Source organism: Rhodoferax sp. LS1R11, from assembly GCF_056521395.1.
Map to the genome: position 1 here is coordinate 283,622 of NZ_JBWMAW010000002.1, position 20,814 is coordinate 304,435.

General features: G+C 59.8%; 15 protein-coding genes and 1 pseudogene. 4 read left to right on the forward strand and 12 right to left on the reverse strand.

What is annotated here, in order from left to right; all coding sequences use genetic code 11:
- Positions 1–73: 73 nt before the first annotated feature.
- Positions 74–1,507: a pyruvate kinase gene (pyk, locus tag AC097N_RS03970; protein WP_479579444.1), complete on the reverse strand. Its 1,434-nt coding sequence runs from the start codon at positions 1,505–1,507 to the stop codon at positions 74–76.
- A 215-nt stretch (positions 1,508–1,722) separates the two neighbouring features.
- Here pyk and AC097N_RS03975 point away from each other — a divergent pair, with 215 nt between their 5' ends.
- The 3 genes from AC097N_RS03975 (at position 1,723) to AC097N_RS03985 (ending at position 9,682) form a co-directional block, all read left to right on the forward strand.
- On the forward strand, positions 1,723–6,333 hold the full coding sequence (locus AC097N_RS03975) for a CHASE domain-containing protein (RefSeq protein WP_479579445.1): 4,611 nt from the start codon (positions 1,723–1,725) through the stop codon (positions 6,331–6,333).
- Between the two features lies 1 nt (position 6,334).
- Positions 6,335–7,291, forward strand: coding sequence for a diguanylate cyclase (locus AC097N_RS03980; RefSeq protein ID WP_479579446.1), 957 nt, complete (start codon positions 6,335–6,337; stop codon positions 7,289–7,291).
- A 72-nt stretch (positions 7,292–7,363) separates the two neighbouring features.
- Positions 7,364–9,682 carry a PAS domain-containing hybrid sensor histidine kinase/response regulator gene (locus tag AC097N_RS03985; RefSeq protein ID WP_479579447.1) on the forward strand — a complete coding sequence of 773 codons (2,319 nt, stop codon included), beginning with the start codon at positions 7,364–7,366 and terminating at the stop codon, positions 9,680–9,682.
- Positions 9,683–9,710: 28 nt separating this feature from the next.
- On the opposite strand, the gene AC097N_RS03990 is transcribed toward AC097N_RS03985, so the two are convergent.
- The 11 genes from AC097N_RS03990 to def all read right to left on the reverse strand — a co-directional run bounded on the left by AC097N_RS03990 (position 9,711) and on the right by def (position 19,437).
- Positions 9,711–10,007 carry a hypothetical protein gene (locus AC097N_RS03990; RefSeq protein WP_479579448.1) on the reverse strand — a complete coding sequence of 99 codons (297 nt, stop codon included), beginning with the start codon at positions 10,005–10,007 and terminating at the stop codon, positions 9,711–9,713.
- Between the two features lie 45 nt (positions 10,008–10,052).
- Entirely contained in the window at positions 10,053–11,639 is a 1,587-nt protein-coding gene (locus AC097N_RS03995; protein WP_479579449.1) for a methyl-accepting chemotaxis protein, read from the reverse strand.
- A gap of 82 nt (positions 11,640–11,721) precedes the next feature.
- A complete protein-coding gene (locus tag AC097N_RS04000) occupies positions 11,722–12,105 on the reverse strand; it encodes a response regulator (protein WP_479579450.1) in 384 nt (127 codons plus the stop codon).
- 114 nt (positions 12,106–12,219) lie between these two features.
- Complete coding sequence (locus AC097N_RS04005; RefSeq protein ID WP_479579451.1) at positions 12,220–12,615, reverse strand: hypothetical protein; 396 nt, start codon at positions 12,613–12,615, stop codon at positions 12,220–12,222.
- Between the two features lie 9 nt (positions 12,616–12,624).
- The gene (locus AC097N_RS04010) at positions 12,625–13,821 is read right to left on the reverse strand and encodes a phosphoglycerate kinase (RefSeq protein WP_479579452.1); all 1,197 of its coding nucleotides are present in this window, start codon (positions 13,819–13,821) and stop codon (positions 12,625–12,627) included.
- Between the two features lie 142 nt (positions 13,822–13,963).
- A complete protein-coding gene (locus AC097N_RS04015) occupies positions 13,964–15,739 on the reverse strand; it encodes a methyl-accepting chemotaxis protein (RefSeq protein ID WP_479579453.1) in 1,776 nt (591 codons plus the stop codon).
- A 181-nt stretch (positions 15,740–15,920) separates the two neighbouring features.
- Entirely contained in the window at positions 15,921–16,508 is a 588-nt protein-coding gene (locus AC097N_RS04020) for a hypothetical protein (protein WP_479579454.1), read from the reverse strand.
- 373 nt (positions 16,509–16,881) lie between these two features.
- The gene (locus AC097N_RS04025) at positions 16,882–17,232 is read right to left on the reverse strand and encodes an AzlD domain-containing protein (RefSeq protein ID WP_479579455.1); all 351 of its coding nucleotides are present in this window, start codon (positions 17,230–17,232) and stop codon (positions 16,882–16,884) included.
- The gene (locus tag AC097N_RS04030) at positions 17,229–17,900 is read right to left on the reverse strand and encodes an AzlC family ABC transporter permease (RefSeq protein WP_479579581.1); all 672 of its coding nucleotides are present in this window, start codon (positions 17,898–17,900) and stop codon (positions 17,229–17,231) included. Before AC097N_RS04030 ends, AC097N_RS04025 begins: the two co-directional genes overlap by 4 nt.
- A 59-nt stretch (positions 17,901–17,959) precedes the next feature.
- Positions 17,960–18,931 (reverse strand): methionyl-tRNA formyltransferase, encoded by a 972-nt coding sequence (gene fmt / locus AC097N_RS04035; protein ID WP_479579456.1) that lies wholly within the window; start codon positions 18,929–18,931, stop codon positions 17,960–17,962.
- Positions 18,928–19,437: a peptide deformylase gene (def, locus tag AC097N_RS04040; protein ID WP_479579457.1), complete on the reverse strand. Its 510-nt coding sequence runs from the start codon at positions 19,435–19,437 to the stop codon at positions 18,928–18,930. Before def ends, fmt begins: the two co-directional genes overlap by 4 nt.
- Positions 19,438–19,578: 141 nt before the next feature.
- Here def and AC097N_RS04045 point away from each other — a divergent pair.
- Positions 19,579–20,796, forward strand: a pseudogene (locus tag AC097N_RS04045) (LysM peptidoglycan-binding domain-containing protein).
- Positions 20,797–20,814: the final 18 nt, after the last annotated feature.

Genomic DNA, 20,814 nt, shown 5'->3' on the forward strand with positions numbered 1-20,814 from the left:
CCCTGAAAGTTGGTAACCGCGTGGTAACTTCTACCGATGGGCGGATTTTAACCCTCTGAGTCAAACGTCTGTCTTACGAAACCTGGCAAATCTTGAGCATATTGGTGCCGCCAGGGGCGCCCATGGGCTCGCCACAGGTAATGGCATACACGTCACCGGGTTGCACAATGCCACGGGTTTTCAGATGGTTTTCAGCTTCGCGCAGCGCCGTGTCACGATCAGCGCTCGTGTCAATGAACAAGGGGCGCACGTTGCGATAAAGCGCCATTTTTCGCTGGGTCGCCACCTTGGAAGTCAGCGCGTAAATCGGCACCTTGATCAGGTGACGGCTCATCCACAAGGCGGTTGACCCGCTGTCCGTCATGGCAACGATGGCCTTGGCACCGAGGTGATGGGCCGTAAACAGGGCACCCATGGCGATGGACTGGTCAATACGGCTGAAAGTCTTGCCCGTGAAATCACCCTCCAGTTCGAAGTCTTCATGGCCTTCAGCGGCGTGGCAGATGTTGGCCATCTCAATCACCGTTTCCAGCGGGTACTTGCCGGAGGCGGTCTCGGCGGACAGCATGACCGCATCGGTGCCGTCCAGCACCGCATTGGCGACGTCACTCACCTCGGCGCGGGTAGGCACGGGGTTGGTGATCATCGATTCCATCATCTGCGTGGCTGTAATCACCACCCGGTCATGTTCACGGGCGAGCTTGATCATGCGTTTTTGCAGGGCCGGCACGGCGGCATTGCCGACCTCGACCGCCAAGTCTCCGCGGGCCACCATGATGCCGTCGCTGGCCAGGAGAATTTCCAGCAATTTGGGAATCGCCTCGGCACGTTCGATTTTGGCAATCAGTCCCGGTTTGTGGCCGTATTCAGCAGCGGCTACGTTGCACAGTTGGCGCGCCATTTCCATGTCCGTGGCATTTTTCGGGAAGCTCACAGCCACGTAATCGGCCTGGAAGCTCATGGCGGTGCGGATGTCCTCCATGTCCTTGCCCGTCAGGGCCGGGGCCGTCAGGCCGCCGCCCTGCTTGTTGATGCCCTTGTTGTTGGACAACTCACCCCCCAGTTTGACCGTGGTGTGCACAGCCTCACCCTTGACGGCATCCACCGTGATCACAATCAAGCCGTCGTTCAGCAAGAGCACATCACCCGCCTTGACCTCGCGCGGCAGTGCCTTGTAGTCCAGACCGACGGCGTCGATATCGCCCAGCTCAGTGCGCGCCGCATCCAGAACAAACTTCTGGCCGGGCTCGAGCATCACTTTGCCTTCTGCAAATTTACCGACCCGGATCTTGGGGCCCTGCAGGTCCGCCATGATCGCGACCTCACGACCCACACGGTGCGCCACCTCGCGAACCAGACGGGCCCGGTCAATGTGGTCCTGGGCCTTGCCGTGGCTGAAGTTCAGACGCACCACATTGACCCCCGCACGAATCATCTGCTCCAGCAACGCCGGGTCACTGGAAGCGGGGCCAAGGGTGGCGACGATTTTGGTAGCGCGACGGGTCATGAACAGGTCTCCTTGTAATTAAGTTTCCATTTTTACACGGAAGTGGTTACATGCCAGCATCAAGGTCAGATCGTGCAACGGACTCCGTACGCCCAGCACCTTGCGGGTAACACGGCCACGTTTAACTAAACCAGCCAGTTGCCGATATAGAGGCTGGAGTGTCAAACACCACTTGCTCCAGTAAATCAAAACGGAGGTCGGCCGCACCGGGAGGTATGCAAAAATCTTTGAACAATAGCCCGCTTCAGTACGGCTGGAAACCCCTGCTGTGGACACTCATGGTGTTGGCGCTTGGCCTGTCATGTACCGCCTACGGCCTTCATGCCGTAACGCAAAACATCCGTGCCGAGGCCGCATCCCGATTCATGGACGATTTTGACCGGATAGAAGAGGTCATCCGTGTCCAATTCAACCTGCCTTTGTACGGCTTGCGTGGCGCCATCGGCGCACAGGCGAGCACTGCCATCACCAGCCCCATGCGAAGGGCCAATTTTGCGGCCTATGTCGCGTCCCGCGACCTTCCCAACGAATTTGCTGGCATTCGCGGATTTGGCTTCATCGAGCGGGTCATGCGCAAAGATCTCAGCCGTTTCGAGGCCCGTGAGAAAGCTGATCACGCCCCCGGTTTTACAGTCAAGTCCAACGGCCATGCTGACGATCTGTTTGTCGTCAAGTACCTGGAGCCTGCAGCTGGCAACACGGCGGCGGTGGGCCTGGACATCGGTAGTGAGCCGGTCAGGCGCGAAGCCGTTGAACGCGCCATCAACACCGGTGAGCCGAGCCTGACAGGCAAGATCACCCTGATTCAGGATGGAACCCAAAGTGCTGGGTTTCTGTATCTGGTACCCGTATTTTCAGATGGGAAGACACCCGATACGCCGCCATCACGCCAAGCGGCAATCACGGGGCTGTTCTACGCGCCACTGGTGCTCAATGACCTCTTGTTCAGGTCTGTTTTCACAGCCAATGGCTCGGTGGATTTCGAGTTATTTGACGGCACGAAGTCTTCCGCACAGAGCCTCGTTTTTTCTTCCCAAAAAACCATTGACGTCCAGGACGCACATCGCCAGCCCACTGATTTCGCAGCAGCACGCGCATTTCACCTCATCAGAACCATGCCCATTGGGGGGCGCTTGCTGCAACTGCGTGCAGGGAGCAGTGCCCAATTTGAGGCGCAAATAAACCGCAGTACACCGCTGCTGTTTGGAGCCGGCGGGGCAGGCTTGAGCCTTTTGTTATCGGCCATCACCTGGCTGGGCATGATTGGCAAGGCCCGCGCCGAGGCTCGGGCGCACGCCATGACCCAGGACCTGGACCACCTGATCAAAGCCCAAAAAGCCGCCAATGATCATCTGGCCCAGGCGCTGCGGGAGTCTCAGACCCTGATGGCCGCCATCGACCAGCACGCCCTGGTGTCCATCGCCGATCCAACCGGCAATATCAGCTACGTGAACGAAACTTTCTGCAAGGTCAGTGGCTACAGCCAAGACGAACTCGTGGGCAGCAACCACCGCATCATCAAGTCCGACGTTCAGTCCGACGCGTTCTGGGAGCACATGTGGAAAACCATTTCATCCGGCTACGTCTGGCGCAATGTAGTGTGCAACCGCGCCAAGGATGGAACCCTGTATTGGGTTGACACCCTGATCTCGCCGTTTTTTGATCACAACGGCATAGAAAAATATGTCGCCATCCGCACAGACATCACAGCCACCAAAATGGCTGAACAAGCCCTTGACGCCGAACGGGAACACCTGAGCAACATCATCACGGGTACCGATGCCGGCACCTGGCAATGGAACATCCTCACAGGCGAACTCTGCCTCAATGAGCGCTGGGCAACGATGGTGGGCTACACCCTGTCCGAACTGACGCCCGCCAGCCTGCAAACCTGGACGCAACTTTGCCACCCGGAAGACCTGCCGCGAGCCAACCTGTTGCTGACGCAGCATCTGGACGGTGCCCTCGACTATTTCGACTGTGATTTCCGGATGCATCACCGGGACGGTCATTGGGTGTGGATCCACGCACGTGGCAAAACATCGTCCCGGACAGCCGATGGCCAACCTGAATGGATGTCGGGTACCCATCTGGACATCTCCGAACAAAAACACGCTGAAGAAGAAATGGCTCGAACCACCACCATGCTGCAGTCTGTTCTGGACGCAGCGTCTGAGGTGGCCGTGATCACCACGGGGCTGGATCACACCATCACCCTCTTCAACATCGGGGCCGAGCGCATGCTGGGCTACTCGGCCTCAGAAGTGGTGGGCCTGCAAACCACCTTGCTGTTTATGAACCCCGAAGAAATCAAGGCCAGGGCAGCCAGCCTTTCGCTTGCACACGAACGCCCCATCCCGATCGACACGGTGATGATCGACGCGTCAACGCTGGGCAAAAAAACCGAGTGGACCCTCGTTCGCAAGGATGGAAGCCAGGTGATGGTCGGCATGGTGGTGACGCCGTTGTCCGGTGCCGATGGCGTGTGCACAGGTTATCTGGCCATCAACCACGACATCAGCACTGAGAAGGCCTACGAGAACTGGCTGCGTACCGCCGTAGAAAAAGCGGAAGCCGCCACGATCGCAAAAAGCCAGTTTCTCGCCAATATGAGCCACGAAATCCGCACACCCATGAATGCCATTCTGGGCATGCTGCGCCTGCTGCACACCACGGAGTTGTCGCCCCGGCAGCTCGACTATGCCTCCAAAACGGAGGGGGCTGCCAAGTCATTGCTGGGGCTGCTGAACGACATTCTGGATTTTTCCAAGATGGATGCCCGCAAGATGGAGCTCGATCCACAGCCCTTCAGGGTAGATCTCCTCATGCGCGACCTGTCGGTGATTCTTTCATCCAACCTGAACAACAAGCCGGTTGAGATACTTTTTGACATCGACCCGGCGACGCCCAAGGCGCTGATCGGCGATTCGATGCGCTTGCAACAAGTGCTTGTCAACCTGGGCGGCAACGCCATCAAGTTCACAGAGCACGGCGAAGTGATCATTCAACTCAAGACCCTGGCGCACACTGGCTCGCACACCACTCTGCAAGTCGCTGTGCGCGACAGTGGCATCGGGATAGCCCCCGAGAACCAAAAATACATCTTTGAAGGCTTTGCCCAGGCGGAAGCATCGACGACCCGCCGGTTTGGCGGCACAGGCCTGGGGCTGTCCATTTCAAAACGGCTGGTTGCCTTGATGGGGGGAGAACTGGCGTTGCACAGCGAGTTGGGCGTTGGCAGCACCTTTCACTTCACCCTCACCCTGCCCTCGGCGCAATTGCCAGACGACCTGGACGTCTCCCTGGCGCAGGTGCCCGCCCATTTGAGCGCATTGGTGGTGGACGACAATCCCGCTGCGCTCGAGATCATGGCGACCATGGCAAGGTCTTTGGGCTGGCAGGTTGACACAGCCTCCAGTGGCGCCGAGGCGATTGAACGGGTAGAGGCCCGCGCCAGAGCGCGCCAGTCCGCCTACCAGGCCATTTTTGTGGACTGGCTGATGCCGGGCATGGATGGATGGGAAACCCTGTCGCGCATCGAGTCGCTGGTACCCAGATCAGCCGCACCCATTCTGGTGATGGTCACCACCCAGGGACGGGAAATGCTGTCCAAGCGTACGCCGCAGGAGCAGGCCCAATTACACAGCTTTCTGGTCAAGCCGGTCACGGCCCCCATGCTGCTCGATGCGGTGGCCAATGCCATGGCCGGGCGCAGCAACCTGCACGCCAGCCCGAGGTCGCAGGCCCAGGTGCCGCGGCGCCTTGAGGGCATTCGCCTGCTGGTAGTCGACGACAACCTGATCAACCAGCAAGTCGCCCAGGAACTGCTGAGTGCCGAGGGCGCTCACGTCGAACTGGCCGCCAATGGCGAACTGGGTGTTGCTGCCGTCAGGGGTGCCAACCCAGCCTTTGATGCCGTGTTGATGGATATTCAAATGCCCGTCATGGATGGGTACACCGCCACTCACGCAATTCGCCATGAACTGGGCCTGTCCGATTTGCCCGTGATTGCCATGACTGCCAACGCCATGGCCTCTGACCGCGAGGCCTGCCTGGCGGCCGGGATGAACGACCATGTGGGAAAACCGTTTGACCTCCCACACCTGATTCGGGTCGTGCAACGCCATGTCGATCAGGCACGCGGGGCGAAGCCCCCGTCCATGACGGAAGCGCTTGAAATGGCGGGTAGTGCCCGGTCAAAACCCCATGCCAGCAGCGGCGCGCAAATAGACGTTAAAAGCGCACTGGAACGAATGGGCGGTAATGCAGACCTGTATGCGCGTGTGCTCAAGACCTACCGTGATGACATCACCACCATGCCAGACAAGCTGGAGCAGTTGGTTCAACAGGGTGATTGGGTGGCCGTAAGCCGGCTGTTGCACACGGTCAAGGGGCTTTCCGCCACCGTGGGCGCCAGTCACCTGAGTGCCGTGGCGCTGGCGGCGGAAAGCACCTTGAAGAACCCGGGGGGTGCCGGCCAACACCCTGCTCTTCAACAAGGTTTTCGCCAGGCGGTGACTGAAACAGGCGCCGCCGTCGATCGCGTCGCGCACGAACTGTCCCGACAGACAGCCCCCACCCCCACCGCAGACCTGACTCGGGCGGGCGACCTGCCCACCATCCTGGCCAAGCTGCACGTGCTTCGAAACCTGCTCAGAAAATCAGACATGGGCGCACTGGACGCGCATGCGCAGTTGCAGCACGCCTGTGCCCATGACATGTCCGGCGAACTCAAAGAGCTGGCAACGGCAGTGGCCGCTTTTGACTTCGCAACAGGTGTGGTTCAATGTGATACTTTGATTCAGAAACTCGGGGCTCCGACCTGACATGCGCTACGACGACACGCCTATTGCCAAGTTGCTCGACATTCCGCTAGGAAAGCCCCGGCTGCTTGTGGTCGACGATCAACCAATCAATATCCAGGTGATGCACCAGATTTTTGGGGCCGACTTTCAGGTTTTCATGGCCACCAGTGGCGCGCAGGCCCTGCGGCTTTGCAAAGACACTCCACCCGACCTGATTTTGCTGGACATCGTGATGCCGGACATGGACGGCTTTGAAGTTTGCACCCAACTCAAAACCGATGATGCAACCCGTAACATTCCGGTCATCTTTGTCACCGCACTGACGGACGCCGCTGAGGAGACCCGTGGTCTGGAGGTGGGGGCGGTGGACTTCATCTCCAAACCCATCAACCCGGCCGTGGTCCGTGCCCGCGTCAAAACCCACCTGACCTTGAAACTCCAGTCCGACATCATGCGCAAACTGGTGTTTCTGGACGGACTGACCGGCGCCTTCAATCGCCGGTATTTTGACCAGCAGTTGGCCACGGAAATGGCCCGATCGGTTCGCAACCAGTCGCCGCTGGCCTTGATCATGCTTGACGTTGACTTTTTCAAGCTTTTCAACGACCAATATGGCCACCAGGCCGGGGACGACTGCCTGCGCCAGATTGTGGCCACCTTGAAAGAGGGTCTGCGCCGCCCTGCTGATCTGGTGGCACGGTATGGGGGGGAGGAATTCGTCTGCATTCTGCCCGACACCGACTTTGTTGACGCGATGGCGGTTGCCCACGAACTGGAGCGACGGGTCCGCAGGAACAGCATTCCCCACGAAAACTCGGTGGTCGCACCGGTCGTCACCATCAGCCTCGGGGTAGCGGGCCGAGACGCCACCTCACCAGGCGCCTCCAGCCTGCTATTGGCCGAGGCGGATGCCCAGCTTTACCTGGCCAAACACTCCGGCAGGGGTCGGGTGTGCGGCACGATGATGAAGCCTGCATGAGTGGTTGCGGGCTTGCCCGGGTAACCGTCAGTTATCGGCATGACTGCTTTCCCCTGGAAAAAGAGTAGGGACATGCCCCCTCAATGCGGTTTCTACCGCTGGCTGCCACGCAGCCTGGAACGCCAGTTGATGCTGTTGACAGCCGTCTGCCTGGTGGCCTCCATTCTGGGCTACGGTGCCTACACCGCCAAAAGCCAGACCAGCCAGGCGCGCCAGACGATCACGGCGCAAATGGCGGCGCTGGCACAAAACATTGCCGCGGTCAGTGCCTATTTCATTACCACCTACGATCTGGCAGGCATCGAAGGCATCACGGTGCAAACCGCCACCGTGCCCGGCATTTTCTCGGTACTGGTGACCGACAGCACGGGCAAACCCCTGAGTGAGGTGGTCAACAACAAAGGGCAGTGGTCCCCCCGCTTCAACGCCGGCAAGGTGACCGTGCCTTCGTCTATCAATCCCGTCATACAAACCGAGGCACAGGGTCGGAGCGCCACCCAAGTGGACTTCCTGGCGGGCAGTGAAGGAACCATTGCGGCCTGGCAACCGATCCAGGCCGGAACGCATCTGGGCTGGGTACGCGTGAGCTACCGGCTCGACAGCTTCAAACAAACTGCACGCGACATCTGGACGCAGGCGCTGCTGGTGATTGTGCTGGCCATTACCGCCACCTTGTGTTTGCTGACCCTGTTATTGCGACCGCCCATGCGCGCCTTGCAGGCGGCCACCCGGTTCGCCGGTGAACTGGACCACGCGCTGGGTGAAAAAATGCCGGTCTCCACACGTGCGGCTGAGATTGAAGCCCTGGGCCTGGCGCTGAACCATGTGTCACAACGGCTGTTCACCCAGAACCGCGACCTGGCCAATCAAAAGTTTGCCCTGGACCAGCATGCCATTGTCAGCATCACCAACCTGCATGGCGACATCACCTATGCCAACGATTTGTTTTGCAACATCAGCGGCTATTCGCAGGCTGAACTGATGGAGAACAGCCACCGCATTGTGAATTCCGGCCACCACCCGCGCGCGTTTTTTGAGACGCTGTGGCACACGATTGCCCGTGGCGAGGTCTGGCGCGGTGAGGTCAAGAACCGCAAAAAAGATGGTTCCCACTATTGGGTTGACGCCACGATCGTGCCCATGCTGGGGGCAGACGGACTGCCGCTGCAATACATCGGCATTCGCACCGACATCACTGCCATCAAAAATCTCGAACAATCGCTGCAAGCGGCCACCCTGAAGGCGGAGAGCGCGAACCGGGCCAAAAGCGATTTCCTGGCCAACATGAGCCACGAAATTCGCACCCCCATGAATGGGGTGATCGGCATGACAGAGCTGATGCGGGAGACCGCCCTGGACACCCTTCAACGGAGTTACCTGAACACCGTGATGAGTTCAGCCCAGTCCTTGATGGTGATCCTCAATGACATTCTTGACTTCTCCAAGATCGAGGCGGGCAAGCTGGAGGTGGAGCACATTCCCATGGACCTCTGTCAGGTGGTCACGGATGCACTGACCAGCATTGAGGTTCGGGCCACCAAAAAAGGGCTGACCCTCATCCGCGAGCTGCCCACTGAAGCGCCGGAATTGCGGGGTGACCCCGGGCGCATCCGCCAGATTCTGACCAATCTGTGCGACAACGCCATCAAGTTCACCCGGCACGGCACGCTGACCGTGTGCCTGCGTTTGACGGGTGACCACACCCGTGGCTACGAAGCCCACCTGTCGGTCGCCGACACCGGACTGGGCATTGCGCAGGACAAACAACAACTCATCTTTGCCGCTTTTTCGCAGGCCGACACATCAACCACGCGGCAGTTTGGCGGTACCGGTCTGGGGCTGTCCATCAGCGCCCGTTTGGTGGAGCTGATGGGTGGGCGCATCTGGCTGGAAAGCCAGCCGGACGAAGGCAGCACCTTCCACTTCACGGTCCGCCTGGATGCGGTCTTGTCCACCGCCGGGCCTGTGCAGACAGAACGGTCGTCCCCACCACCAGGTCACGCGGCGAGCCCGCGCCAACTTCGGGTCTTGCTCGTGGAAGACCATCCTGTGAACCAATTGCTGGCCACGGTCCTGCTGGAACAATGGGGACACACCGTGGTGCTGGCCGACAACGGGCAGCGGGCTGTTGAGCTTTTCCCCACGGCCCCCTGGGACATCGTGCTGATGGACATGCAAATGCCGGTGATGGGCGGCATTGAGGCCACGCAGTTGATTCGGGCGATGGAAGCGGCCTCGCAACACACGCCCATCGTCGCGGTCACCGCCAATGCCATGGACGCTGACCGTGAGGCCTGCTTGCAGGCCGGTATGGACGCCCACCTGTCCAAGCCCATCAATTCAGCCGCTCTGAGAAATTTGCTGGAAAAATATTGCCAAATTAGCCTCTAGCCCCGGTCGGGTCTAGTTGCAACAGGAATCAAGGAAGGCAGAGTCTGGAGACTGCATTGAGCAATGAACTGGGCGAAAACGGCTTGACCATCCAGTCCTTGGCGCCATTGAAAATGCCTTCAAAAAAAGTCGTTTCAATATCAGTGTTCGGGGTTGGCGTCGAACCAGACAAGGCGCTCTTGCCAGGGTCATGGTGCTGCTCCGCCATGTCCAGATGACGAGCCCAAACCGGCAACACGGCGGTACACCGTGCCACCAGGGCATCACTCTCTACAAGGACTTCCGGCGTGCCCGCGGCGCTGGTCTGCAGCGCCGGGACTTGCATGGAATCATTGCTAATAACCCCATATCGGCACACGCAACAAAATATTTACAAGTCCAGCCACTCCGAATTGAGGTAGCAGCCGCAACCAAGCAAACGGTTGTCGTCCAGCGGAACCACATAGGAAATTTTGGCCTGGATGTCGCCGGTGAGCGGATTGGTGATGGCATAGGTGACCCACCCCCCCTGGTTGTCGTCGCAGGCCACCCAGGCATCGGTCACCAATTTGTGGGCATCCAGACCCGCAATATCGTTCAGGCTGGTGCCATCCCGCTGCGGAATGGCGCCGTGCACCACGTAATACCCCTGCCGATTGAGAACAAAAACATAAAGATCACGGTCAATGAAACGACCCCGTGGATCCTGAAAATCAACGACTGCCCGGTCCATGTCCATGCTACGTACATGGTGCAACGCGTCAAAGACAAGTTCACGAGCCTGGTCTGCCGTGCCCTGACGCAACTGGATATCGCCCACCGAAATTTCCAGCGCGGAAGCCTGGGCAATCATGCGCTCAGAGTTTTCAGCCGCGCGCGCGATCAGTCCCGCGTTTTCCTGAGTCAGGACGTCGAGGTCACCCACAGCGTTCACGACCTCTTCCAAAGCCGAGCTTTGCGCCGCACTGCCCTCGGCCATGACATTCACATTCACGGATATTTTCCCGATACCGGCCACCAGGCTCTCCATCATCTCGCTCACCTGCCTGATCTCCGAGACCGTGGTGCTGACCCGGGTGGAAGATTCTGCAATCAAGCCACGAACCTCAGCGGCGGCGACCTGGCTTCGTTTGGCCAAATTGCGAACCTCTGCCGCCACCACGGCAAAACCACGACCCTGCTCACCGGCACGCGCAGCCTCAACGGCAGCATTCAGCGCCAGCAAGTTGGTCTGAAAGGCAATGCCGTCAATGGTGGCAATGATGTCCGACATGCGACCGGAGGTGACCTGCAAGGGCCCCATGCCCTGCACGGCCTGGTGCATCAACTTGCCAGCGGAATCTGCCTCCTTGTGCAGGCTATCGGTCATCAGGCTGATTTCTTGCGAGGCCTCGGCATTGCGGGCCACGGTCTCACTCACGCGGCGCACATGCATGGAGGTCTGCTGCAAATGCTGCCCTTGCGCGTTGGCGCGATCTGACAGGGATCGCGTGTCTTCCACCAGGCGCTTGCCGGAATCGCCAAGCAACACGGCGGCCGTGCGGATATTGGCCACGATGCTCGACATTTTGGCCATCATCACATCCAGATGGCGGCCAAATTCACCCAATGTGCCGATGCCGGAAGTGGCCATGATCGTCAGGTCCCCGTTGGACGCCAACTCAATGGCCCTCTCTGTGTGGGCATGGTCCATTTGACTGCTGCGAAAGAAGCTCATCAGCAGGTACCACCAAAGCAGCAGACCCACGACGGACACGACGACCGTCGCCATGATTTCGAAACGCAGGGACGCCCGCTGTACCGGCATCAGGTGATATTGGGTTGCCAGGCTATCCAGGTGCAGCGCCAGCACGACACCCAGGATGAGCAGCAAGGGCACATGAAGGCCCCAAAATTTCACAGGGCCGCTCAATCGCATCATCAGGGCGACGCCGGGGCGAAAAAAGCCGGCCGATTTATTGTTTGAATCAGTGGTCATGGCACTCACAAATAAATTCGCCTCACAGAGCGAACGTCAACTGTAGAAAATTTCAAATCAATAAAAACCCTGAATAACGACTCTATTTCAGGGCAAACTCCAGCTTGGCAAGCAGACTCTCTGGCCTGGGCGGCTTGACAATATAACCATAGGTTCCCAAAGGCATGGCCTCTTCCAGCGTGGCCGTGCTGGAATCAGCACTCATGAAAATCACCCTGATTTTTCGCAATGCCACGTTGGGGTGTTTGCGCAATATCCGAACGAGCTCAAGTCCATTCATCGGCTCCATATGGATGTCCGTCAAAATCAGGTCGGGGTTGAAGGCTTCAACCGATGTCAAGGCGCTGGCGCCATCGACACAGGTTTCAATCGCCTGAATCCCCAGCCGCCGCAGCGAATTCACCACGAACGTCCGCATGACCGCATCATCATCCACCACCATTACCCGAGCGCTTGTGATCTTCATCTTGTTGGTTCTATCGACAGTTTTCAATAAAAGTGAAGTCCCTTAGTCAAAGACTTCTGCCGCCGCAGTATGGGCGGCACAAGGCATCAAAACGGATCGCCGCGGCTAACGGCGTCAGGCTTGTGCCACATAAGTCCGGATTTCCTGGAGAAGCACCTCAAATTTCGGCGCCAGCTCGGCAAATGCAGGCCGCACCACGGCCACACCTTCCGTCTTGCTCAGTTGCTCAACCTCCACCACGTGCGCCACCAAGGCCTCCGTACAGAAAATAGGCACATAACCCTTGATGGCATGCAAAAGGCGGTTGGCAGCGGCCACATCGCCGCTCTCCAAGGCCACCCCTATTTCAGGGAGACCGCTGGCCAGACTGACCTCTACACTGACCATTATTTTGCGCAAGGACGCATCAGAACCCATCATGTCAACGCCCTTTTCACGGTCGAAATAGCCTTGCGTTTGCGCGGAAGTACTTTGACCGGTTTGCGATGAAGCGGAGTTGATTGATGTCATGTGGGCGCTTTAGCCTGCCGCGCGGCGGGTCAGGATCTCAAATGCCGGCAGCGTCTTGCCTTCCAGGATTTCGAGAAACGCACCGCCTCCTGTGGAAATATAGCCCACCTGTTTTTCAATGCCGTATTTGGCAATGGCCGCCAGCGTGTCGCCCCCACCGGCGATGGAGAAGGCGCTGGAGTCGGCAATGGCATGGGCAATGACCTTGGTGCCGTTCTCGAACGCCGCAAACTCAAACACACCCACGGGGCCGTTCCAGACAATGGTGCCGGCCGCTTTCAGCTGTGTTGCCAGCGCGGCGGCGGTCTGCGGGCCAATATCAAGAATCAGATCATCATCGGCCACATCGGTGGCGGCTTTGACGGTGGCCACAGCATCTGGCGAAAACGATTTGGCGGTAACCACATCGGTCGGGATCGGCACCGCCGCACCGCGGGCCTTCATGGCGTCCATCACGGCGCGGGCCTCGGCCAGCAGGTCGTGCTCGGCCAGGCTTTTGCCGATCTTCAGACCGGAAGCCAGCATGAACGTGTTGGCAATACCGCCCCCCACAATGAGCTGGTCCACCTTGTCGGCCAGGCTTTTGAGAATGGTGAGCTTGGTGGACACTTTGGAGCCCGCCACGATGGCCACCAAAGGCCGTTTCGGGTTGGCCAGGGCGAGCGTGATGGCATCCATCTCCGCCGCCAGCAGCGGACCGGCGCACGCCACCTTGGCAAACTGGGCGATGCCATAGGTCGAGGCTTCAGCGCGGTGCGCCGTCCCAAAAGCATCGTGCACAAAAATGTCGCACAGGGCCGCCATTTTTTTGGCGAGTTCTTCGTTGTTTTTCTTCTCGCCCTTGTTGAGGCGGCAGTTCTCCAGCATCACCAACTGGCCGGGCTCCACGCTGACACCGTCCACCCAGTTGGCGCGCAAGGGGATCTCACGTCCCATCAACTCCCCCATGCGTTGGGCCACGGGCGCCAATGAATCTTCAGGTTTGAACTCGCCTTCCGTCGGACGCCCCAGGTGGGAGGTGACCATGACCGCCGCTGCGCCAGCGTCCAGCGCCATCTGAATGCAGGGAATGGAGGCGCGAATGCGGGTGTCTTCGGTGATCGCGCCCGTGTCGTCTTGCGGCACATTCAGGTCAGCCCTGATAAAAACGCGTTTGCCAGTCACCTGGCCTTGTGTGCACAGATCGGAGAAGCGGATGACGTTCATGAAAACCTCTGACAGTAGTTAAACAAAATTTGTCAGATTGTAGGAGCCTGCCAACAACCGCCAGACGACGTTTTCAGACCCGCATCGGCGCCATTTCACGCACCTCGGCCAGGCGCACCCGCCAGGAACTGCCTGGCCGATTTCAAAAAGTTTCCCAGTCAGCATCACCGTTCGCCACCGGCGCTGCTTTGGTGCTCGCCTTCGGCGGCACAGCCGACACGGGGGCTGGCAGCTTCGTCGGTGCCGTTTGCTTTTTTGCTACTGTTTTGATAGCTACTTGTGCACGTCCTACCTGGGCTAGAGGCTTATTTCTTATAAATTTTGAAGCTGTGGACTGGGGCGGACGCATGGCGTAGTGGCTGTCGCCCCCCAGGTTGAACACGGCCACGGTTTGCACCAGCTCCTGAGCCTGCGATTTGAGGCTGCTGGCCGCCGCCGCCATCTCCTCCACCAGCGCCGCGTTTTGCTGGGTTACCTGGTCCATCTGCGTGACGGCTTCACCCACCTGGGAAACACCGGCGCTTTGCTCGGAGCTGGCGGCACTGATCTCGCCCATCAGGTCGGTCACGCGTCGGATGGAAGCGACCACCTCGGTCATGGTGGAGCCCGCCTGGTCCACCAGGGCGCCGCCGTGCGCCACACGCTCCTGGCTGGCGTTGATCAATGACTTGATCTCTTTCGCGGCCTCGGCCGAGCGCCCAGCCAGCGAGCGCACCTCGCTGGCCACCACAGCAAAACCGCGCCCCTGCTCACCAGCCCGGGCCGCTTCGACCGCGGCATTGAGGGCAAGAATGTTGGTCTGAAACGCAATGCCGTCAATGACCTGAATGATGTCGGCAATCTTGCCGGACGATTCGTTGATGCCCTTCATGGTCTCCACCACCAGGCCGACCACTTGCCCACCCTGAGCGGCCACCGAGCTGGCGCTCATGGCCAACTGGTTGGCCTGGCGGGCGCTGTCTGCGTTTTGCCGCACGGTGGCGCTGAGCTCCTCCATGGAGGCCGCCGTTTCTTCCAGCGCGCTGGCCTGCTGCTCGGTGCGGCTTGAGAGGTCATGGTTGCCCTGGGCGATTTCAGCGCTGGCGGTGGCCACCCCTTCGGCGTTTTGCCTCACCGACTGCACGGTGCGCGCCAGGTTGTTGGTCATCGATTTCATGGCGGCCATGATGCTGCTGGAGTCACCGGGGTGCAGCACAATGGACACCGCGAGGTTGCCCGCCGCCACGGCATCGGCCACCTCTTTTAGCTCACCGGGTTCGGCGCCCAGCTGTTTCATGACGCGCACCATGTAAAGGGCAAAGCCCAACAACCCCAAAGTCACCAACACCACGACCACCAGCACCGAATTGCGGGCCAGGTTGGACCCGTCCACGACGCCGTCCAGCGCGGTTGTCAAGACCTCACCCTGGCGTTTTTTCTCGGCGGCCAAGGGGCTGAGCAGCAGGTTGCGCGCGGGCACGGTCACGTCGGCCAGGAAGGCAAAAGCGGCTTCTTTTTGCCCGTCCTTGATGAGCTTGATGTTTTCGTCTTCCTTGGTCCAAAAGGCCGCCGCCAGCCCGGGCAGGGGGGCGTAGGCCTGGCGCCCGGCGTCGGTCACCATGCCTTGTTTTAATTCATCAAACTCGTCAGACAGCAGCTTGCGCTTGGCCTCAACGTCCGCCAGTGCGATGTTCATCTCGTCAGGGTTTCGAGCCAGGATGGCGTGGCGCAACTGCAGGGAGGTGCGGGTCACGTTGAGTTCAATCTCAGCAATGTGCGCGAGCTGGGGCACGGCCCGCTCCCTGATGATGCGGGTGTCGTCAGACACGCTTTTCATCAGCATCATCACCATGATGGCCACAATGACCATGCCTGCGACCAATAGCCCGCTGATGAGATAAGTTCGCTGGGCCAAACTGAGCTGTTTAGATGCCGTCATGGTGATCCCTGGTGTAAAAGTGTTTTTTATGCCGGGCGACTGCCGACATTAAGTACATCTGTTTGATGTATCGGCGGCACGGTCTGTTTCTGAAGCCGTTTTTCCATGTCCTGCAGCAGGAGCATGCCATTATTTGCCCATAGTGGGGCGCCCTGGCAAGATGGATTGAGCCTGGTAAAACTCAATGCAACCGGGCTTGTTTGTGCTCTTTTCTGAGGGTCACGGCATCCATCCGGGACAGGGTCAGTTCGCCACGGGCCAGGCGGAACAGCCGCATGGAGTTGCTGACTCCTTCGACCTGCCCCAGCAGGGACTTGGCAGCCGCGGCCAGTTCTTCCACCATCGCCGCGTTTTGCTGGGTGATGGAGTCCATGTGGGTCACGGCTTCATTGATTTGTGAAATGCCCGTGGTTTGCTCACTGCCGGTGCTGATGCGGGCCGACGAGTCGGTGATGCCGCGCATGGTCTCGGCCACGGATTGCACCGCCTGGTTGCCATCCGCAATCTCCTGCACGACGCTGCCCAGGTGGCCCACTTCCTGACGCACATCACGCACCACCGTACGCAGGTTGACGGACATTTGCATCAACCCTTGTTGAAGCTGGCCGACGAGTCCGCCGCCCCCGATGACCAGCGACTGCAAGGGCTTGATCGCCAGCGCCCAGGTTGCCCAAAACGCTGCGGCTGCGGCAGCAGTGCCCACCGCAGCAGTCAACCACAAGGGCATGCCGAGTCCGGCTGAAAACACAATGGCTGCTGCAGCCAGCATTTGGACGATGACAAGTTTTCCAAGAATGCCCGGGCTGAGAGCCCGCAGGACAAGGCCTGAAAAATCGCACCGGTTAGCCCAGCAATTCGGCAGCGGAAAAGCCGCTGACTTCAATAAATAAAGACAGGGTTGCAATCGGTGATGCAGCCTTTGCGGTCGGTCACGGAGACCAGGGTTTGGTCAGCAGGGAACGCATAACTTTGCCGGGTGATGGGTTCGTTGATGCGCATGGCCAGGTTACTCCGTGAGTCGTTGCGGCTGTCAAACTTCGTCTGATGCTGATGGTTTTATCCGCCGCCTAAAAACCTTATCTACGTTGTCTATATTGACTGTAGGGCTATTGCACAAGACAGGTACCCGCGCACGGGACGCTCTACCAGCCCAAACCAAGATGCAAGGGCAAATACACGACCATGCCCACCACGATGGTGCCCAGCACCGCTTGTCCGACGCCTTTACGCCAGAAAAACCAGGCCGCACCTGCAACGGCAGCGAACAGCCGGGCGTCCTGCCAGGTGCTGATGAAGTGCCCCTGCGTCATGACCATTTCAGGCACGATGACGGCGGACAACGCCGCAATCGGCGCGTATTGCAGCCCGCGCTGGGCCCAATGCGGCAATGTCCAGGGCTTGCTGGAGATGAAAAAGAAGCACCGCGTGATGACGCTCACCGCCGTCAAGCCCACAATGACGGCCACGGTCCAAAGGTCGGTACTGCCCGTCATGGTGCTCGCCGCCGGGCCAACGGTGTGTGTTCCAGCATCAGGCACATGGCCACGGCTGCGGCGATGGCCACCAGAATATTGAGCTTGAACGGCAGGGCAAAAGCCGCCACGGCAGCCGCACCCGCCACCCCCGCCGACACCAGGCGCAACCGGCTGGAAGCCAGCGAACACAAGATACCCAGCAGGGCCAAAATCCCGGCAAAACCCAGGCCCCAGTGGGTGGGAATGAAGTTGGCCAGCACCACGCCCAGCACACTGAATGCCACCCAGGCAACCCAGAGCACACCGCAGTTGCCAGCGAGATAGGCCTGCTGGGCGCGCAGTTGCCCGGCGTCGCCACCATGGTGCGGGTAGCGCTTGGTGAACAGCACATAGCTCAAATCGGCCGTGAGGTAACCCGTCACCAGCCGCTGCCACAGGGGCAGGTGCATGACATAGGGCCGCATGTGGGCGCTGAACACCACAAAACGCAGGTTGACGCAAAACCCCGTGGCCAGGATCACCCACATCGGCGCCCCCGCCGCCAACAGCGGGATGGCAGCGAGTTGTGAGCTGCCCGCAAACACGATCACCCCCATGAGCAACGATTCGACCAGGCTCATGCCCGACTTCATCATGGTCACGCCCGTCATCAGGCCCCAGGCGGCGATGCCTGGCGCCACGGCCATGGCATGCAGCGCGCCCTGGCGGAACTCGGGGTGGCGGTAGTTGGCCTTGAGGAAAAACACTAGGCTTCGCGCTTCTCGAAGAGCATGCCGGGCTGCAGGTCAAACCCGCGCAAAAAATCGGCAACCCCCAGGCGTTTGCCACCGGGGCGCTGCAGCTCGGTGATAGTTACTATCGAATTCATAGCTACCACCTCAATACTGTCGGGGGCTACAGCCAGAATTGATCCAAATCCCCTATCCACCGGGGGTATACCCAACGCAACACCTGCAGACCAGATTTTGAGTGTTTCGCCGTTCACAGTAGCGCTGGCGCCGGGGAAGGGATTGAACGCACGAATGCGCTGGGTGATCAATGCGGCAGGCTGCGCCCAGTCAATGGCGGCTTCGTGTTTTTCAATTTTGTGCGCGTAGGTGACGCCCTCTTCGGGCTGGCGCACCGGTTGCAGGCGACCGCTTGCCGCCAATGCCAGAACCTCAACCATCAGGCGGCCCCCTTGAGCGGCCAGCTTGTCGTGCAGGGTGGCCGTGGTGTCGGTGGCGGCCATGGGTGTTTTTTCAACCAACAACATGTCGCCCGTGTCCAGCCCGGCGTCCATCTGCATGATCGTGACACCGGTCTCGGCGTCCCCCGCTTCAATCGCACGGTGAATCGGTGCCGCACCACGCCAGCGTGGCAAGAGCGAGGCGTGAATATTGAAACAACCGCGCGTGGGCGCCTCCAGCACCCATTGCGGCAGGATCAACCCGTAGGCGGCCACCACCATGGCGTCAGCCTGGGCGGCCTCGATGGTGACACGCGCGGCAGCCGCGTCTTCAGGGTATTTGCCGTCCAGGCGTAAGCTGCGTGGCTGCGCAACCGGTATGCCATGGTCCAGCGCGTACTGTTTGACGGCCGAGGCCTGCAGCTTCATGCCGCGTCCGGCGGGCCGGTCGGGCTGGGTCAGCACCAGCACAATGTCGTGCCCGGCCGCGTGGAGTTGCGCCAGCGCGACCCGCGCAAACTCGGGCGTGCCGGCGTAAATCAATCTCACCGCTGTTCCTCGCGCAAGGCCTTGAGCATTTTTTTCTTGATGCGGTCCCGCTTCAGGGGTGACAAATACTCCACAAACACCTTGCCCATCAGGTGATCCATCTCGTGCTGAATGCACACCGCCAGCAGGTCGTCGGCTTCAATAACCACGGTTTTGCCTTCGCCATTCATCGCACTGACCTTGACGGCATCAAAGCGCTCCACACCATCGTAAATACCCGGCACCGACAGGCATCCTTCTTCGTTGAGGTGGGTCTCCGCGCTGTGCCAGATGATCTGGGGGTTGATGAGCACCTGCGGCTGGTCGCGGTCTTCCGACACGTCAATCACGATCAGTCGTTCGTGTACATTGACCTGCGTGGCCGCCAGGCCAATGCCCTTGGCGTCGTACATGGTTTCGAGCATGTCGGCAATGAGTTGCTGGATACGTTCGTCCACCGCCAGGACCGGTTTGGCCACGGTGTGAAGTTTCGGGTCGGGAAAGCAAAGAATGGGTAATAAGGCCATGGGTTCTCTTCAAAGATGTCGTTATTTTCGCTACTTTTGAGAAGTCCGGCACGGACCCGGACCAGAAAACGTTGCCGAATCAAGGGCTTGAGAGGAAAATCGCGCGTGATTTATCAAGAATTTCAACGGACAAAACACACAATGGCGAAAACCAAAGTCGAATTCAATATCGCCATGGCTGCCCTGGCAGTTCTGACCAGCGCTGTGTGGCCCGCATCGGCCGGCGCACAGACCTACCCGACCACGGCAGCCCAAAAGGCCACCGCAGCCCAGGTTGCCCAGTCAGGCGTGCCCTTGAGTGAACTGGCCGCCAATGCGCCCGACGACTACACCGTGAAACGCGGCGACACCCTGTGGGCCATTTCCGGCATCTTCCTGAAGACTCCCTGGCGCTGGCCCGAGCTGTGGGGCATGAACCTGGACGACATCAAGAACCCGCACCTCATTTACCCAGGGCAAAAGTTGTACCTGGAGAAGAAAGACGGGCGCGCCACCCTGCGCACCCGGCCATCTGGCGCCAACGACGGCGCACCCAACACGGTTCGCCTGTCCCCCCGCATCCGGTAGGAAAGCCTGGCAGACGATGCCTTGCCAACGCTGAAAAACCACCTCATTGAGCCCTTTTTGGCCGAGCCCGTGATCGTCGACGAAAACGGCCTGAAGGCGGCCCCGCGCATTGTTGCAGCCCAGGAAGGCCGGGTCTTGCTCACCCGCGGCGACCGCGCCTATGCGCGAGGCCAGGGTGACGCCACGCTGGTGGACGACGTTCGGCAAAAGCAGAAGGCGTACCGCGTTTTCCGCAACGCCACACCGCTGAAAGACCCGGGAACGGGCGAGGTGCTGGGCTATGAGGCGCAGTACGTCGGCAAAGCCGTGCTGGCTCGCGGCGAGTCCGTGCAGGATTCGACCGACAAAGACGGCAAGCCACGCGTTGACATCATTCCGGCCACGATTGACATCGTGGCGGCCAAGGAGGAAATGCGGGTGGGCGACCGGCTGTTGCCCGAACCGCCGCAGCAGGTCTTGAGCTACGTGCCTCACGCGCCCACCGGCAAGGTGGACGGCCGCATCGTCTCGGTGTACGGCAGCGCGGTGGTGAACGCAGCACAAAACCAGGTGGTGGTGATCAACCGTGGCACCCGTGACGGCATGGAGAGCGGCCATGTGATGGCCATCCTGAAAGACGGCGCCCGCCTCATCGACAAGACGGATGAAAAACGGACTGAACTGAAATTGCCCGATGAACGCAACGGTTTGCTGATGGTGTTCCGGACTTTCGACCGCCTGTCTTACGCCTTGGTGCTGGAGATTGTGGATGGCGTCAAAGTCGGCGACCGTCTCGTCGACCCGCGTCAATAAATGCTCTGGCAGGCATCG

Bases quoted from the DNA above. Each gene is read 5' to 3' on its own strand.
- pyk (WP_479579444.1), bottom strand. From the start codon at position 1,507: ATGACCCGTCGCGCTACCAAAATCGTCGCCACCCTTGGCCCCGCTTCC.
- AC097N_RS03975 (WP_479579445.1), top strand. From the start codon at position 1,723: ATGCAAAAATCTTTGAACAATAGCCCGCTTCAGTACGGCTGGAAACCC.
- AC097N_RS03980 (WP_479579446.1), top strand. From the start codon at position 6,335: ATGCGCTACGACGACACGCCTATTGCCAAGTTGCTCGACATTCCGCTA.
- AC097N_RS03985 (WP_479579447.1), top strand. From the start codon at position 7,364: ATGCCCCCTCAATGCGGTTTCTACCGCTGGCTGCCACGCAGCCTGGAA.
- AC097N_RS03990 (WP_479579448.1), bottom strand. From the start codon at position 10,007: ATGCAAGTCCCGGCGCTGCAGACCAGCGCCGCGGGCACGCCGGAAGTC.
- AC097N_RS03995 (WP_479579449.1), bottom strand. From the start codon at position 11,639: ATGACCACTGATTCAAACAATAAATCGGCCGGCTTTTTTCGCCCCGGC.
- AC097N_RS04000 (WP_479579450.1), bottom strand. From the start codon at position 12,105: ATGAAGATCACAAGCGCTCGGGTAATGGTGGTGGATGATGATGCGGTC.
- AC097N_RS04005 (WP_479579451.1), bottom strand. From the start codon at position 12,615: ATGACATCAATCAACTCCGCTTCATCGCAAACCGGTCAAAGTACTTCC.
- AC097N_RS04010 (WP_479579452.1), bottom strand. From the start codon at position 13,821: ATGAACGTCATCCGCTTCTCCGATCTGTGCACACAAGGCCAGGTGACT.
- AC097N_RS04015 (WP_479579453.1), bottom strand. From the start codon at position 15,739: ATGACGGCATCTAAACAGCTCAGTTTGGCCCAGCGAACTTATCTCATC.
- AC097N_RS04020 (WP_479579454.1), bottom strand. From the start codon at position 16,508: ATGCTGGCTGCAGCAGCCATTGTGTTTTCAGCCGGACTCGGCATGCCC.
- AC097N_RS04025 (WP_479579455.1), bottom strand. From the start codon at position 17,232: ATGACGGGCAGTACCGACCTTTGGACCGTGGCCGTCATTGTGGGCTTG.
- AC097N_RS04030 (WP_479579581.1), bottom strand. From the start codon at position 17,900: ATGGCCGTGGCGCCAGGCATCGCCGCCTGGGGCCTGATGACGGGCGTG.
- def (WP_479579457.1), bottom strand. From the start codon at position 19,437: ATGGCCTTATTACCCATTCTTTGCTTTCCCGACCCGAAACTTCACACC.